Consider the following 14,607-nt stretch of genomic DNA (forward strand, 5'->3'; position numbering starts at 1 on the left):
TTTAGATGACTTTGGCTTCGGTGCGCAGTTTCTGCACCAGGGTGGCGACGTCCGGCACCTTCACGCCGGCCGAGCGCTTGGCCGGCTCGACCACTTTCAGGGTCTTCAGGCGCGGCGCGACGTCGACGCCCAGGTCTTCCGGCTTGACGGTTTCCAGCGGCTTTTTCTTGGCCTTCATGATGTTCGGCAGCGTCACGTAGCGCGGCTCGTTCAGGCGCAGGTCGGTGGTGACGATGGCAGGCAGGGTCAAGGCAACGGTTTCCAGGCCGCCGTCGACTTCGCGCGTCACGGTAACCTTGCCGTCTTCCAGCACCACTTTCGACGCGAAGGTCGCCTGTGGCCAGCCCAGCAGGGCCGCCAGCATCTGGCCGGTCTGGTTCGAGTCGTCGTCGATGGCCTGCTTGCCCAGGATGATCAGCTGCGGCTGCTCCTTGTCGGCCAGCGCCTTCATGATCTTGGCCACGGCCAGCGGCTCGGTGTCGCCCGAGGTTTCCACCAGGATGCCGCGGTCGGCGCCGATCGCCATGCCGGTGCGCAGGGTTTCCTGGCACTGCGGCACACCGACGGACACTGCCACCACCTCGGTGACCTTGCCGGCTTCCTTCAAACGGGTCGCTTCTTCGAGTGCGATCTCGTCGAACGGGTTCATCGACATTTTGACGTTGGCGATATCGACGCCGCTGCCGTCGGACTTGACGCGGACCTTGACGTTATAGTCGACCACGCGTTTGACGGGTACCAGGACTTTCATAGGTGTGCCTTTGAAAAATTGAAGAGGTAGACTTGGCTAAAGTGGCCTAGATTATAAGAGATAAACTGCCGCCAAACCGGATTAAAGCACGATCGTGCGATTTTTGGCTAGAGTGAATCTTCGAAATCGTGCTCAACGATTGAAATTCCGTGAAATCAGGGGAAACGGACGGGGCCAGGAAGCCGCCCCGCCGGGTTGGCGCCGCGCGCGCCGACAAGTTTATTTGCGGCGCATCAGGAAGGTGAATTCGCCGTGTTCGGCAGTGTGGGCCAGCAAGGCATTGCCGGTCTGCTTGGCAAATGCCTGGAAGTCACGCACGGAGCCGGTGTCGGTGGCCACGATGCGCAGGACTTGCCCGCTTTCCATCTCGGCCAGCGCCTTCTTGGCTTTCAGGATGGGCAAGGGACAGTTCAGTCCGCGCGCATCCAGGTCTTTCTGGAACTCCATGGTGTCAATGTCGATAGTGGTGTCGCTCATCGCTCGCCTGCTAGGTGGTGGTACTGAAATCGCATACTACTCCAATTCGCGCAGTATGACGCAGCGCACCAAAATAGTCACACATTGTTGCAGGGGCACAACCAGAATGTAAAAATGACCAGAACGCTTGCACTGCCGTGCAACATGTGCTCATCAATAAGCACCGGGGCGGTGCATTCCGCTGTGTCTATTGCTCGACGAGTTCGACGCGGCGGTTCTTGCGGCGGCCCTCTTCCACCCGGTTCGAAGCCAGTGGCGCATAGGCGGCCACGCCCTTGGCCGACAGGCGTTTCGGGTCGACCTTGTAGTCGGCGACCAGCGCCTTGATCACGGCCTCGGCGCGCTGCTGCGACAGCGCCAGGTTCTGGGCCAGCACACCCTGGTTGTCGGTATGGCCGACCACGAATACCTTCAGCTTCGCGTCCTGCTGCAGCATCTTGGCCATCTCGGCCAGCGCCGGTGCCGAATCCGGCTTCACGTCCGCCTTGCCGGTGTCGAAATAAACGCCGTAGACCGCCACCTTGCCTTCATCGGCGATGCCCTTGGCCATCTCGGCCGCGTTCAGGCTGGCGGACACCTTGCCGGTTTCCATGGGCTTGCCCTCGACGATCTCGAGATAGATGCCGCCCTTGAAGTTCTTCACCGGGGCGACGACGTAGGTGGCCACATGTACCGCAGAGCCATCCGGACGCGTTCCGCTGGCCAGCAGGTAGCGCATGTCGCGCCGGCCGTAATTGAAGGGCGACCATTCGTTATGCCTGCCCTTGATGAATTTGTTGCCGAGGCGCTCGTCGAGCCAGTACGTGCCGAAGTCGTCGCCGCAGGTTTCCTTGGCACAGGCGAACACGGTTTTCATGCCGGCCTTGTCCAGCGCGGCCTGGTAGTTGCGCATGACCTCGAGCGGGGAACGTTCCGGCGGGTAGTTGTAGGCAATGCGGGTGAGCTTGCCTTCCAGCGCGAGCGACTTCTCGAACATCGGGCGGCGCTCCTTGCTGTAGTAGCGCTTGCCAGCCGGCAGCGTGGCTGCGTCGAAGGCCTTGACCTCGTAGCCGACCATCGTCGCGCCCTCGTAGCGCGACAGCAGCGGATGGTCCTGTGCACCCGTGACGGTGTCGCCGGCCGGCGCCCAGGCCAGCGCGCTTGAGGCGCTCACGAACAGCAGCAGTGCAGCAAGCCCTTGGCCTCGCATGGTGATTCCTAGAAGTAGCAAATAATCAAGGGATTGTAAGGATGAGATGGCCGAGCGGCAACGGCTAATCACCTTGCATACGCAATCGTGCGCGGCCGCCGGGCCAAAAAAAACGCCGCATGACGCGGCGTTCTTGAAGCGGGCTACTGGAGAAGAGAAACGCTTACGCGCGTTCGCCCACCCAGCCGGCCACGCCAGCCAGTGCCTGCGGCAGGCCGGCCGGATCGGTACCGCCGGCTTGCGCCATGTCCGGACGGCCGCCGCCCTTGCCGCCCACCTGCTGGGCCACGAAGTTGACCAGTTCGCCGGCTTTTACTTTACCGGTGGCATCCTTGGTCACGCCCGCGATCAGGCTGACCTTGCCGTCGATCACGCTGGCCAGCACGATGGCGGCGGTACCCAGCTTGTCCTTCAGCTTGTCCATGGCTTCGCGCAGGGTGGCAACGTCCGCGCCTTCCATCGTTGCGGCCAGCACCTTGATGCCGTTCACGTCGACAGCCTGGTTCAGCAGTTCGTCGCCCTGGCCGGCGGCCAGTTTCGACTTCAGCGCCGCGACTTCCTTCTCCAGCACTTTCACTTGATCCTGCACCTGGGCGATGCGCGACGGCAGTTCGTCCGGGCCGGTCTTCAGGGCCGAGGCGGCGGCCAGCAGTTTGGCATTGGTCGCCTGCACCCAGGCCAGCGCGCCCTCGCCCGTCACTGCCTCGATACGGCGGATGCCGGCAGCAACGCCGCCTTCCGACACGATCTTGAACAGGCCGATGTCGCCGGTGCGGGTCACGTGGACGCCGCCGCACAGCTCTTTCGAGGAACCGATGTCCAGCACGCGCACTTCGTCGCCGTACTTCTCGCCGAACAGGGCCATGGCGCCATGCTTCACGGCGTCATCGAAGGACATGTGCTGGGCTTGCGTGGCGTGGTTTTCCAGGATCTCGCGGTTCACGATCTGCTCGACCTGGGCGATCTGTTCCTGCGTCACCGGGGCGTTGTGGCTGAAGTCGAAACGGGTTTTGTCCGGATCGACCAGCGAACCCTTCTGCTGCACGTGGCCGCCCAGCACTTCGCGCAGGGCCTTGTGCATCAGGTGGGTCGCCGAGTGGTTGCGGATGGTGCGCGCACGCTTGGCCTGGTCGACCTGGGCATCGACAGTGTCGCCGACCTTCAGCGAACCCGAACGCAGCACGCCGTGGTGGCCGAACACGTCCGCCTGGATCTTCAGGGTGTCTTCGACTTCGAACTGGCCCACGCCGGAGGCGATCATGCCGTGGTCGCCGACCTGGCCGCCCGATTCCGCGTAGAACGGGGTGGTGTCGAGGACGACGATGCCTTCCTGGCCTTCCTTCAGTTCTTGCACCGACACGCCTTCGGAGTACAGCGCCAGCACGTGGGTGTTGTGCACCAGGGACTCGTAGCCGACGAACTTGGTCTTGTCGCCAGCATATTCCACCTTGGCGGCCATCTTGAACTTGCCGGCGGCGCGCGCGGTTTTCTTTTGCTGCTCCATGGCGGCATTGAAACCTTCTTCGTCGAGCGTGACGTTGCGCTCGCGGCAGATGTCGGCGGTCAGGTCCAGCGGGAAACCGTAGGTGTCGTACAGGGTGAAGGCGGTGCCGCCGTCCAGCTTTTGCGGATCCTTGGCCAGCTGGGCTTCCAGGATCTTCATGCCGTTTTCCAGGGTCTCGCCGAAACGCTCTTCCTCGGCCTTCAGCACCTGGGCCACGCGCTCCTTGGCGTCGGTCAGTTCCGGGTACGCCGAGCCCATCTCGATGTCGAGGTCTTCCACCAGCTTGTAGAAGAACGGACGGGTCTGGCCCAGCTTGTGGCCGTGACGCAGCGCGCGGCGGATGATGCGGCGCAGGACGTAGCCATGGCCTTCGCTGCTCGGGATGATGCCGTCGACGATCAGGAAGGAAGCGGCGCGAATGTGGTCCGCGATCACTTTCAGCGAGTTGTTGTTCAGGTCGCTCGCGCCGGTTTCGCGGGCGGCGGCCTTGATCAGGTTCTGGAACAGATCGATCTCGTAGTTGCTGTGCACGTGCTGTAGCACCGCGGCCAGGCGTTCCATGCCCATGCCGGTGTCGATCGACGGCTTCGGCAGCGGGGTCAGCACGCCCGATTCGTCGCGGTTGAACTGCATGAACACCAGGTTCCAGATTTCGATGAAGCGGTCGCCGTCTTCTTCAGGCGAGCCCGGAGGGCCGCCCCAGATGTCGGCGCCGTGGTCGTAGAACACTTCGGTGCACGGGCCACATGGGCCGGTGTCGGCCATCTGCCAGAAGTTGTCCGACGCGTAGCGCGCGCCCTTGTTGTCGCCGATGCGGATGATGCGCTCTTTCGGCACGCCGATCTCGTTGGCCCAGATGTCGTAGGCTTCGTCGTCCTCAAAGTAGACGGTGACGGTCAGCTTCTCTGCCGGCAGTTGATAAACTTTAGTCAGCAGTTCCCAACAAAAGTTGATCGCGTCGCGCTTGAAGTAATCGCCGAAGCTGAAGTTACCCAGCATTTCGAAGAAGGTGTGGTGACGCGCGGTGTAGCCGACGTTTTCCAGGTCGTTGTGCTTGCCGCCGGCGCGCACGCAGCGCTGCACGGTGGTGGCGCGCTTGTAGGGGCGCGAGTCGAGGCCCAGGAACACGTCCTTGAACTGCACCATTCCGCTGTTGGTCAACAACATGGTCGGATCGTTGCCCGGCACGAGCGGACTGGACCGTACGATCGTATGGCCCTTGGACTCAAAGAACTTGAGGAACTTTTCGCGAATTTCGGAGGATTTCATGTTGGCGGATGCGGAAAGAGAGCAGTACGGTATATAAAGGAAACGATTATATCAGTCACCCGTGACTTATTTGCATGGGTGTGCAAGGCGGGATAGCTGGTGGGTTTGCTACCGCAAGTCAGGAACGCGTCCCGTAGGGTGGGCACTCGTGCCCACGCGGATTCAAGATACCGATAACAGTGCAGGCAACAGCCCCACGTGCGTATGCAAGCGATTTTGGGTTAGCGGCGCCGATGATCATTCGATGAGACCGCGTGGACACAGGTGTCCACCCTACCCGGGGCCGATCAGGTCGATGCGGTCGGTACAGAGGGCATCGACTCCCCACCCGAAGAGCTCCTTCGCACGCGCCGGCTCGTTCACGGTATAGCAGAACAGCGCCAACCCCGCCTCCTTCACCGCCTGCGCCTGCTCGGCCGTCAAATGCCGATGATTCACATGCACCGCCACCGCCTCCACGGCCCGCACCCGCCGTTCCCAATCCGGCGGCAACTCGCTCATCAACAAGGCGCGCGGCACCTCGGGCGCCACCTCCCTTGCCGCCTCCAGCGCCAGCTCGCTGAACGACGACAGCAGCGGCACCACATCCCACCTCTCCGCCGCTATCTCATCGGCAAACATCCCGGCAGCAATGCGCGCCACCGCCCCGCCGGTCTCGATGTTATACCCCGGCGCCGGCTTGATCTCCATGTTCATCCACACGCCATGCGCCTTGCAGAAGCCCGCATACTCGACGAACAGCGGCACCGGCTCGCCATCGAACGCCCGCCCGAACCAGCTGCCCGCATCCATCGCCGCCAGCTCCAGCGCGTCGTAGTCGAACACATTCCCCGACCCGGCGACTGTCCGGCCCAGGTAAGGATCGTGCATCACCACCGCCACCCCGTCGCGCGCCAGCATGATGTCGTATTCGATGGCGCGAAAGCCGCGCCGCATGCCTTCCAGCAGCCCGGCCATGGTGTTTTCCGGCGCCAGCGTGCCGCCGCCGCGGTGGGCCAGTACGCGCTCGGGATAGGTCCAGCTCATGCGCCCGCCATCCGCCAGGACAAGTACGCAAAACCCGCCACGTTCAGGGCCACCGTCGCCCAGAACATCGCCTGGAACGACCGTTTCGCCGACTTGTGGCGCAGCCATTGCTGGGCCAGCAGCCCGCCCGGCCAGCCACCCACCAGTCCGAGCAGCAGCAGGGTCCGCTCGGGCGTACGCCAGCCGCCCTTGCGCGCCGCCGACTTGTCGATGGCATAGGCAACGAAGCAGCTCAGGCTGGTAACGGCATAGGCGCCCGCCACCAGCGGCGGCAAGTCCCAGGCCAGGGTCGCGCCCGCATACAAGACGGCAAAGGCAAGAAGAGGAAGATAAGGCATGCGGTCAGCTTAGCGCGGGCAGCAGGTAATTACCAGCAGGCAGCAACTGGCGGATTTTGTCTGTTGTAGGTTCGTCAGCGTACCGAAAACCGGTGCTCAACCGTCCTACCCTCTTCCTTCAACGTCAATGAAGCAGGAGGACACATGGGTTTTGATTTAGGGAATTTGCTCGGGCAATACCTGGGCGGCGGCGCGAATACCGCGCAGGCATCGGACGACTTCGACCGCGCAGCGCAAGCGGCGCCGCGCGACACCCTTGCGCAGGGCCTGGCCCAGGCATTGCGCTCGGACCAGACGCCACCCTTCCCGCAGATGCTGGCCCAGATGTTCGGCAACAGCAATCCGGACCAGCGCGCAGGCATGCTGAACCAGCTGATCGCCGGCGCCGGCCCTGGCCTACTGGGCAAGCTGGGCGGGCTGTTCGGCGGTAACGGCGGCAAAGTGACGCCGGAACAGGCTTCGCAAGTCTCGGAGCAGCAGATCAAGGACATCGCCGAACAGGCGCAGAAGGAAAACCCGGGCATCCTCGACCGCATGGGCGAGTTCTATGCCGAACACCCGACCGCCGTGAAGGCCATCGGCGCCACGGCGCTGGCCGTCGCACTCGGCGCCATGGCGCAGGGCATCCAGCGCCGCAATTCAACTTCGACACCCGAAAAGGAGAACAACGTGGGCATCCTGAGCAATATCTTCCATAAGATCTTCCCGCAGAAGTCGGCCCCGGCGCCGGCACAGCAGCAGAACGCGCCAGCCGCCGCGCCGGCTCAGGCCCCGGCCGCCCCGGCCCAGCCTGCAGGCCAGGCCGCACCGAACCCGGCGCCGACCGCTCCGGCCGCAGCCGCCCCGGCCTCGACCCTGAACCAGCAGGTCGACGTGGAGGAAATCCTGAATGCCAAGCTGAAGGCCTCGGGCCAGCAGCTGAACTGGCGTACCTCGATCGTCGACCTGATGAAGCTGCTCGACCTCGACTCCAGCCTGGCCGCGCGCAAGGAACTGGCCGCCGAGCTGCATTACACCGGCGACACGAGCGACTCGGCCTCGATGAACATCTGGCTGCACAAGCAGGTCATGAAGAAGCTGGCCGAAAACGGCGGCAAGGTGCCTTCGGACCTGCAGTAAGGTTCGGGCTTAGCGGTAGTTAACGCCAAAGGACTGGCGCCGGCATGGCCGCCGCCAGTCCTTTCGTCTATCCCTTAATCCGCCAGCGTCGTGTTCGCCGCGGTTCCGCACGAAAAGCAGAACCGCGCGAACGCGTTCTTGCGCGTCTTGCAGCAGCCGCAGCGGTCGAACAGGCCGATGCCGCAGTGCGGGCAGTAGTCGATACTCGTATCCTTCAGGTCCACCGTACGCTCGCAGCCCGGGCACACGCTTTTCGCCAGGCGTTGCAGCGCCATGTCGTAGCGCATGGTCTGGCGCCGCGCCACGTCGGGCAGCGCTTCGGTTTCCTTCTGGCGCGCCAGGTAATGCTGCAGCGAGATAATCGCATAGCGCCCCACCACTACCGTCACCACGATCCCCACCAGGTAGCGCACGTAGCCGCCATAGCTCGGCAGATAAGGCACCAGCTCGAAGAAGAAGGCGAACAGGGCAAAGTAGATAAAGCCCCAGGCAAACGGCCAATACGTGCTCTTCCTCTTGTGCTTGAACAGCCAGCCGGCGATCACCAGCAGTGGCAGGGTCAGCGCCAGCCGGTACAGGAAGACGCGCAGTTCCTTGGAGCGCACCGCCTCGAAATGCGCCTGCATGGCCGGGCGCTCCAGTGCCTGCCAGTTCCTTTCCACGCTTTCGGCCTGCTGGGTAGCGTCGAGCATGGCCTGGCGCTGGGCCTCCACCGCCCCCAGGGCCTTGCGCTCCTCGGCCTCCAGGGCGTCGAGAGCCTTCGTGCGGTTGATGAGTTCGCTGTCCTGGTCGGGCCGCGCCGTGACGCGGCGCGTGGCCAGCCAGTTATCGAAGGAAGCGCGCGCCGAGGCCGTATTCGAACGCGCCACCTCGTGCTGCTGCTCGGCCTGCTGGAGCGCGGTGCGGGCCGCGGTCTGCTTCTCCTCGGCCGCGTCGCGCTGGCTCTGCAGGGCAGCCAGGCGCTGCGGGTCCATGAACTGCTCGACCGTCAGGGGCGCTTCGACGTCCCACAGATTCTCGACGATCTTGCCGCCCAGGCCGATCAGGAAGGCGGCGAAAATAAAGGCGACCAGCCACAGCGCGCGGCCCATCCACCGCTCGGTCAAGCGCAAACCTTTCGACATGAAGTTCTCCTCGAATAACGATGGAGCGCAGCTTGTCACATGTCAAAGCGCGGGGCTAGCTGGCAGAACGAAGGAGCGGGATGCGATACCGGGGGTATCGGAAAAGCGGACGGACAACGGGGGATGGCGGCGTACCGGCAGCCGCGCCGGTACGCCTGAAACACTAACAGGACAGCATCAGAAGTACGACAGGCCCAGCGCGCGGCGCACTTCGTCCATCGTCTGCGCCGCGGTTTCGCGCGCCTTCATCGTGCCTTCCTTCAGCATCTGCAGCACCTGCCCCTTGTCCTGGGCAAAGTGCTCGCGGCGCTCGCGGATTGGCGCCAGCATTTCCTGCAGCACCACGTCGAGGCGCTTCTTGACCACGCTGTCGCCCAGGCCGCCGCGGGTGTAGTGCGCCTTCATCTCTTCCAGCGCTTCCTTCTCCGGATCGAAGGCATCCAGGTAGAGGAAGGCGACGTTGCCTTCCAGGTGGCCCGGGTCCGACACCTTCAGGTGCAGCGGGTCGGTGTAGACCTGCTTGACGGCGGCGCGGATGGCGTCGGCGCTGTCGCCCAGGTTGATCGTGTTGCCGAGCGACTTGCTCATCTTGGCCTTGCCGTCGATGCCGGGCAGGCGGCCGATTTCCGGCACCAGGGCCTTGCACTCGACCAGGATGTCGCGGTTCGCGATGCGGTTGAAGCGGCGCACGATCTCGTTGCACTGCTCGATCATCGGGATCTGGTCTTCGCCCACCGGCACCAGGGTCGCCTTGAAGGCGCTGATGTCGGATGCCTGGCTGGCCGGGTAGGTCAGGAAGCCGGCAGGAATGTCGCGCTCGAAGCCGCGCAGCGCAATCTCCGTCTTGACAGTCGGGTTACGCTCCAAGCGTGCGACAGTGACGAGATTTAAGTAATAAAATGTCAACTCGGCCAGTTCCGGAACCTGGGACTGGATGAAGATCGTCGAGCGCGACGGGTCGATGCCGACCGCCAGGTAATCCAGCGCTACTTCGACAACGTTACGGTGCACCTTGTTCGTGTCGTCCATGTTGTCGGTGAGCGCCTGGGCGTCCGCGAGCATGACGAACTGCCGGTACTGGTCCTGGTAGGCCACGCGGTTGCGCAGGCTGCCCACGAAGTGGCCAAGGTGCAAGGGGCCGGTCGGACGGTCGCCGGTCAGGATGACGGGCGCCGCAGCGGTAGCGGGGGTCTGGGCTGGGTCTGAAGCAGGATTGTGTTGCTGGCTCATCGGGTTTCCTTGTTGTGCCCCGATCCTGCCGCGCTAAACGAAAAACGCCACCTGAATCGAGGCGGCGTTCATCGAGTCACATCATCTCTGGGCCGCGCGCTGTCAGCGGCGCCACCAGGTGCAGAGCGAACGATGTGGTTTCAGAAAATTCATGGGTGGCATGGTTGCAGGTTGGCGACGCGCTGTCAACCGCGCGTTACACCATCGGCATCATTGACCGGGACAGGGGGACCCGGCGAACCGCACCGAACTGAGCGAACTTTTCGCTTTCGGCAGCCATCTAAACTTTCTTTGTTGCTAAAAATATAACGAGTGGTGATTTATGAATACCAATACGAGCCTGAACAGCCAATCCCGCCCACTGGAGCGCCAGCCGCTTGAACTTTGGGGCGGCCTCGAATGCACCGTCAACCGCGTCCGCGACGACTACTTCAGCCAGCTCGACCGCAATGGCCACGCACTGCGGGCCTGCGACATCGGCCGTTTCGCCTCCCTCGGCATCCGCGCCATCCGTTACCCCATCCTCTGGGAGCGCACCGCCCCCGAAGGCATCGCCAAGGCCGACTGGTCCTGGCCCGACGAACGCCTGCCCGCCCTGCGTGAAGCCGGCGTCACCCCGATCGCCGGCCTGATCCACCACGGCAGCGGCCCGCGCGACACCAGCCTGATGGACCCGGCCTTCCCGGAACGCCTGGCCGAATACGCCGGCGCCGTGGCCGCGCGCTATCCCTGGCTGGAGTACTACACCCCGGTCAACGAGCCCTGCACCACCGCCCGCTTCGCCGGCCTGTACGGCGTCTGGTACCCGCATGCCCGCGACGACCGCAGCTTCATCGAAGCCCTGCTGATCCAGTGCCGCGCCGTGGTGCTGTGCATGCGCGAAATCCGCAAGGTCAATCCGAACGCCAAGCTGGTGCAGACCGACGACCTCGGCAAGACCTACAGCACGCCGGAACTGGCAAAGGTGGCCGATTTTTATAACGAGCGCCGCTGGCTGGCCTGGGACCTGCTGTGCGGCGCCGTCGGCCCCGAACACAAGCTCTGGAACTACCTGACGAAAACCGGCATCGACGCCGCCGAGTTCCTCTGGTTCCGCGACAACCCTTGCCCGCCGGACGTCATCGGCGTGAATTACTACGTCACCAGCGAGCGCTGGCTCGATCACCGTCCGCAGCGCTACCCCGAGCACCACCGCGGCGTCGCCGACGGCATTCCTTGCGCCGACATCGAAGCCTCGCGCGCGCTGGCCACGCCCACCGCCGGCATCGGCCCGCTGCTGCAGGAAGTCTGGGACCGCTACCACCTGAAGATTGCGATCACCGAAGCCCACATCGACGCCAACCGCGAAGACCAGCTGCGCTGGCTGCTGGAAATCTGGCAGGCCGCCAATACCGCGCGCGACAATGGCGTCGACATCTGCGCCGTCACTGTCTGGTCGCTGCTCGGCTCCTTCGACTGGAACAGCCTGGTCACGCAGAACCGCGGCTACTACGAACCGGGCCCGTTCGACGTGCGTTCGCCCATGCCACGCCCGACCGCGCTGGCGGCCATGATGCGCGAACTGGCCGCGGGCAAGCCGCTGTCGCACCCGGTGCTGCGCGGCCAGGGCTGGTGGCGCCGCCCGAACCGCTGGCTGTGCACGCCAGTCGCCACGCCCGCCGCCCTCACCTCGATCTCGGCCGACGGCCACAGCCTGGTCGGCACGAGCGCGGCGCCGATCCTGATCCTCGGCGCCAGTGGCACCCTCGGCCGCGCCTTTGCGCGCATCTGCCAGAAGCGCCACCTGCACTACAAGCTGCTGTCGCGCCACGACATGGACATCGCCGACCCGGCCTCGGTGGAGCGCGCGCTGAGCCTGCACCAGCCCTGGGCCGTGATCAACACCTGCGGCTATGTGCGGGTGGACGATGCCGAGGGCGATCTCGAGCGCTGCTTCCGCGACAACGCGCAAGGCGCCGCGATCCTGGCCGAAGCCTGCGCCCGCCATGGCGTGCACCTGACCACCTTCTCGAGCGACCTGGTGTTCGACGGCTCGAAGAACAGCCCGTATGTCGAAAGCGATCCGGTCTCGCCGCTGAACGCCTACGGCCGCAGCAAGGCCGATGCCGAGACGGCGGTCCTCGACAAACACCCTGGCGCCCTGGTGGTGCGCACCAGCGCCTTCTTCGGCCCCTGGGACCGGCACAATTTCGTCACCCAGGCGTTGGGCGCGCTGGAGCGCGGCGAGTCCTTCACCGCCGCGAGCGACATGACGGTGTCGCCGACCTACGTGCCGGACCTGGTGCACACCTGCCTCGACCTCGCCGTCGACCGCGAGAGCGGCGTCTGGCACCTGAACAACGTGGGCTCGGTGAGCTGGTACGAACTGGCGAAGATGGCGGCGGAAAAGGCCGGCATCGACGCCTCGCGCCTCGAAGCGCGCGCCTCGTCGGAACTGGGCATGACGGCTCCGCGCCCCGCCTACAGCGTGCTGCACAGCGAGCGTGCGATCCTGCTGCCGAAGCTGGAGAACGCGCTGGACCGCTTCATCGAACTGCGCGGCACCGACGATCCGGAGTACGAGGAACTGGTGAAGACGGCCGAGTCGCGCCAGCCGGTGGCCAGCGGCCATCGCCAGCAGGAAGAAACGCCGGCGGAAGCGTTCCAGGCCAAGAGCTTCTGATCCGCTGACGCCTGGTCGAACTCGCCTGTAGGGTGGACAGATCCCCGTCCACCCTACAGGCATTCCCATCCGCACGTTATAAAATGCCAATGCCAGCCCACAACCGCAAAGGCCTTCCCCCGTGCACGAGCAACACGCCTTCCCCTTCCTGCGCGAAATCCTGCTGTTCCTGATCCTCGCCGGCATCCTGATCCCGACCCTGCAGCGCCTGCGTATCAACCAGGTGCTCGGCTTCCTGGCCGTCGGCACGCTAGTCGGCCCTTTCGGCCTGGGACTGCTGGCCGCCGACGTCCACTGGCTGTCCTGGCTCACCTTCCCCAGCGGCCCCGGCGTCTCGATGCTGGCCGAGATCGGCGTGCTGTTCCTGATGTTCATGATCGGCCTCGAACTCTCGGCCGCGCGCCTGTGGGCCCTGCGGCGCTGGGTGTTCGGCGCCGGCAGCGCCCAGGTGCTGGCCAGCGCCGCCATCATCGGCGCCGCCGTCGTCTTCCTGCTCGGTGCAGCCGTCCCCACCGCCATCATCCTCGGCCTGGTGCTCTCGCTCTCTTCCACTGCGGTGGTCATGCAGCTGATGAGCGAGCAGCAAAGCACCGGCACGCGCCTGGGCCAGGCCGCCTTTGCCGTGCTGATGCTGCAGGACCTGGCCGTGGTGCCGATCCTGATCCTGATCGGCGCCCTGGCAAAAGGCAGCGGCGACGGCGCCGCCATGCTGGCCGTGGTCACGATGGCGAAGGCCGGCGGCGCGATCGCCCTCATCTACCTGGTCGGCGGGCGCGTGATCCATCCGCTGTTCAAGGCCTTTGCCCGCCAGCGCCAGCCCGACGTCTTCATGGCGCTGATTTTATTGAGCACCTTCGGCATCGCCGGCCTCTCGGCTGCCGCCGGCCTGTCGATGGCGCTGGGCGCCCTGATCGCCGGCCTGCTGCTGGCCGAGACCGAGTTCAAGCACGAGGTCGAGCTGATGGTCGAGCCTTTCAAGGGCCTGCTCATGGGCCTGTTCTTCATGACCGTGGGGATGCAGATGGACACCCGCCACATCGTCGACGCGCCGCTGTGGCTGGCGGCGTTTGTCGCCGCCCTGGTGCTGATCAAGGCGGGCGTGATCGCCCTGATCTTCCGCATCGGCCGCCTGCCCTGGTCGCGTGCGGTCGAGGGCGGCCTGCTGCTCGGCCAGGGCGGCGAGTTCGCCTTCATCGTCATCGGCTATGCCATCTCGACCCGGCTGCTGGACCCAGGCCTGGGTGCACGCGTGATGCTGGCGGTCGGCCTGTCGATGTTCATCACGCCGATGCTGGCGCGCCTGGGCCGCGCCATCGGCGAGCGCGCCGAACGGGGCGAACGCGCACAGCTGGCCGAGGTGGACGAAGCGGCGCTGGCCGCCGCGCGCGGACGCATCATCATCGCCGGCTTCGGCCGCGTGGGCCAGCAGCTAGGCAAGCTGCTCGGCGCCCAGTGCATCGACTTCATCGCGTTTGAGAACAACGCGAAAATGGTCTCGCAGTTGCATGCGCAAGGCGTGCCGGTCTACTTCGGCAATGCCGCGCGCTGCGAGCTGCTGCGCCGCGTGCATGCCGACGAAGCGCCGGCCATCGTGCTGACCATGGACCATCCGGCATCGGCCCTGCAGGCGGTGCGCGGCATCCGGCGCGACTTCCCGCATGTGCCGCTGTTCGTGCGCTCGCGCGACGAAAAGCATGCGCGCGCCCTGCGCCTGGCCGGCGCCACGGTGGTGGTGCCGGAGACGCTGGAAGCGAGCCTGCAGCTATCGGCCTTCGTACTCGAGACGATGGGCCTGGACGAGCGCACCGTGGACGACATCGTCGACCGCGAGCGCGATCTGTTTGCCGAGCAGCTCAACGATGCCGGCCTGCGCGAAGCGGGCACGCACCGCGCGTGAGGCGCCCCGTTCCGCCATCAG

11 protein-coding genes are annotated in these 14,607 nt (G+C 65.0%); 3 read left to right on the top strand and 8 right to left on the bottom strand.

From position 1 onward, the window contains the following. Position 1 precedes the first annotated feature (1 nt). From LK540_RS16670 to LK540_RS16695, 6 genes are all read right to left on the bottom strand, one after another. On the bottom strand, positions 2–751 hold the full coding sequence (locus LK540_RS16670; RefSeq protein ID WP_229438432.1) for an electron transfer flavoprotein subunit beta/FixA family protein: 750 nt from the start codon (positions 749–751) through the stop codon (positions 2–4). Positions 752–970: 219 nt separating this feature from the next. Continuing rightward, positions 971–1,198 carry a sulfurtransferase TusA family protein gene (locus LK540_RS16675; protein WP_229438558.1) on the bottom strand — a complete coding sequence of 76 codons (228 nt, stop codon included), beginning with the start codon at positions 1,196–1,198 and terminating at the stop codon, positions 971–973. A 217-nt stretch (positions 1,199–1,415) separates the two neighbouring features. Further along, the gene (locus LK540_RS16680; RefSeq protein WP_229438433.1) at positions 1,416–2,417 is read right to left on the bottom strand and encodes an OmpA family protein; all 1,002 of its coding nucleotides are present in this window, start codon (positions 2,415–2,417) and stop codon (positions 1,416–1,418) included. Positions 2,418–2,580: 163 nt separating this feature from the next. Then, positions 2,581–5,190, bottom strand: coding sequence for an alanine--tRNA ligase (alaS, locus tag LK540_RS16685; protein ID WP_229438434.1), 2,610 nt, complete (start codon positions 5,188–5,190; stop codon positions 2,581–2,583). A gap of 273 nt (positions 5,191–5,463) precedes the next feature. Beyond that, on the bottom strand, positions 5,464–6,216 hold the full coding sequence (gene ugpQ / locus LK540_RS16690; RefSeq protein ID WP_229438435.1) for a glycerophosphodiester phosphodiesterase: 753 nt from the start codon (positions 6,214–6,216) through the stop codon (positions 5,464–5,466). Next, a complete protein-coding gene (locus tag LK540_RS16695) occupies positions 6,213–6,554 on the bottom strand; it encodes a DUF1294 domain-containing protein (protein ID WP_229438436.1) in 342 nt (113 codons plus the stop codon). Before LK540_RS16695 ends, ugpQ begins: the two co-directional genes overlap by 4 nt. A gap of 669 nt (positions 6,555–7,223) precedes the next feature. Between LK540_RS16695 and LK540_RS16700 the strand changes: the two genes are divergently transcribed. Next, a complete protein-coding gene (locus LK540_RS16700; RefSeq protein ID WP_229438559.1) occupies positions 7,224–7,673 on the top strand; it encodes a DUF3597 domain-containing protein in 450 nt (149 codons plus the stop codon). A 74-nt stretch (positions 7,674–7,747) separates the two neighbouring features. On the opposite strand, the gene LK540_RS16705 is transcribed toward LK540_RS16700, so the two are convergent. Then, positions 7,748–8,797, bottom strand: a complete 1,050-nt coding sequence (locus LK540_RS16705) for a zinc ribbon domain-containing protein (RefSeq protein WP_229438437.1) — start codon at positions 8,795–8,797, stop codon at positions 7,748–7,750. Positions 8,798–8,974: 177 nt separating this feature from the next. Continuing rightward, positions 8,975–10,027, bottom strand: a complete 1,053-nt coding sequence (trpS, locus tag LK540_RS16710; protein ID WP_229438438.1) for a tryptophan--tRNA ligase — start codon at positions 10,025–10,027, stop codon at positions 8,975–8,977. 322 nt (positions 10,028–10,349) lie between these two features. Between trpS and LK540_RS16715 the strand changes: the two genes are divergently transcribed. Together LK540_RS16715 and LK540_RS16720 are read left to right on the top strand one after the other, a co-directional pair. Next, the gene (locus LK540_RS16715) at positions 10,350–12,689 is read left to right on the top strand and encodes a family 1 glycosylhydrolase (RefSeq protein WP_229438439.1); all 2,340 of its coding nucleotides are present in this window, start codon (positions 10,350–10,352) and stop codon (positions 12,687–12,689) included. A gap of 121 nt (positions 12,690–12,810) precedes the next feature. Then, positions 12,811–14,586, top strand: coding sequence for a cation:proton antiporter (locus LK540_RS16720; protein ID WP_229438440.1), 1,776 nt, complete (start codon positions 12,811–12,813; stop codon positions 14,584–14,586). Positions 14,587–14,607 lie beyond the last annotated feature (21 nt).

The sequence above is a fragment of the Massilia sp. IC2-278 genome (assembly GCF_020708045.1).
GTDB lineage: Bacteria > Pseudomonadota > Gammaproteobacteria > Burkholderiales > Burkholderiaceae_D > Telluria.

Coding starts and splice junctions, on each gene's coding strand:
- LK540_RS16670 (WP_229438432.1), bottom strand. CDS start 751: ATGAAAGTCCTGGTACCCGTCAAACGCGTGGTCGACTATAACGTCAAG.
- LK540_RS16675 (WP_229438558.1), bottom strand. CDS start 1,198: ATGGAGTTCCAGAAAGACCTGGATGCGCGCGGACTGAACTGTCCCTTG.
- LK540_RS16680 (WP_229438433.1), bottom strand. CDS start 2,417: ATGCGAGGCCAAGGGCTTGCTGCACTGCTGCTGTTCGTGAGCGCCTCA.
- alaS (WP_229438434.1), bottom strand. CDS start 5,190: ATGAAATCCTCCGAAATTCGCGAAAAGTTCCTCAAGTTCTTTGAGTCC.
- ugpQ (WP_229438435.1), bottom strand. CDS start 6,216: ATGAGCTGGACCTATCCCGAGCGCGTACTGGCCCACCGCGGCGGCGGC.
- LK540_RS16695 (WP_229438436.1), bottom strand. CDS start 6,554: ATGCCTTATCTTCCTCTTCTTGCCTTTGCCGTCTTGTATGCGGGCGCG.
- LK540_RS16705 (WP_229438437.1), bottom strand. CDS start 8,797: ATGTCGAAAGGTTTGCGCTTGACCGAGCGGTGGATGGGCCGCGCGCTG.
- trpS (WP_229438438.1), bottom strand. CDS start 10,027: ATGAGCCAGCAACACAATCCTGCTTCAGACCCAGCCCAGACCCCCGCT.
- LK540_RS16715 (WP_229438439.1), top strand. CDS start 10,350: ATGAATACCAATACGAGCCTGAACAGCCAATCCCGCCCACTGGAGCGC.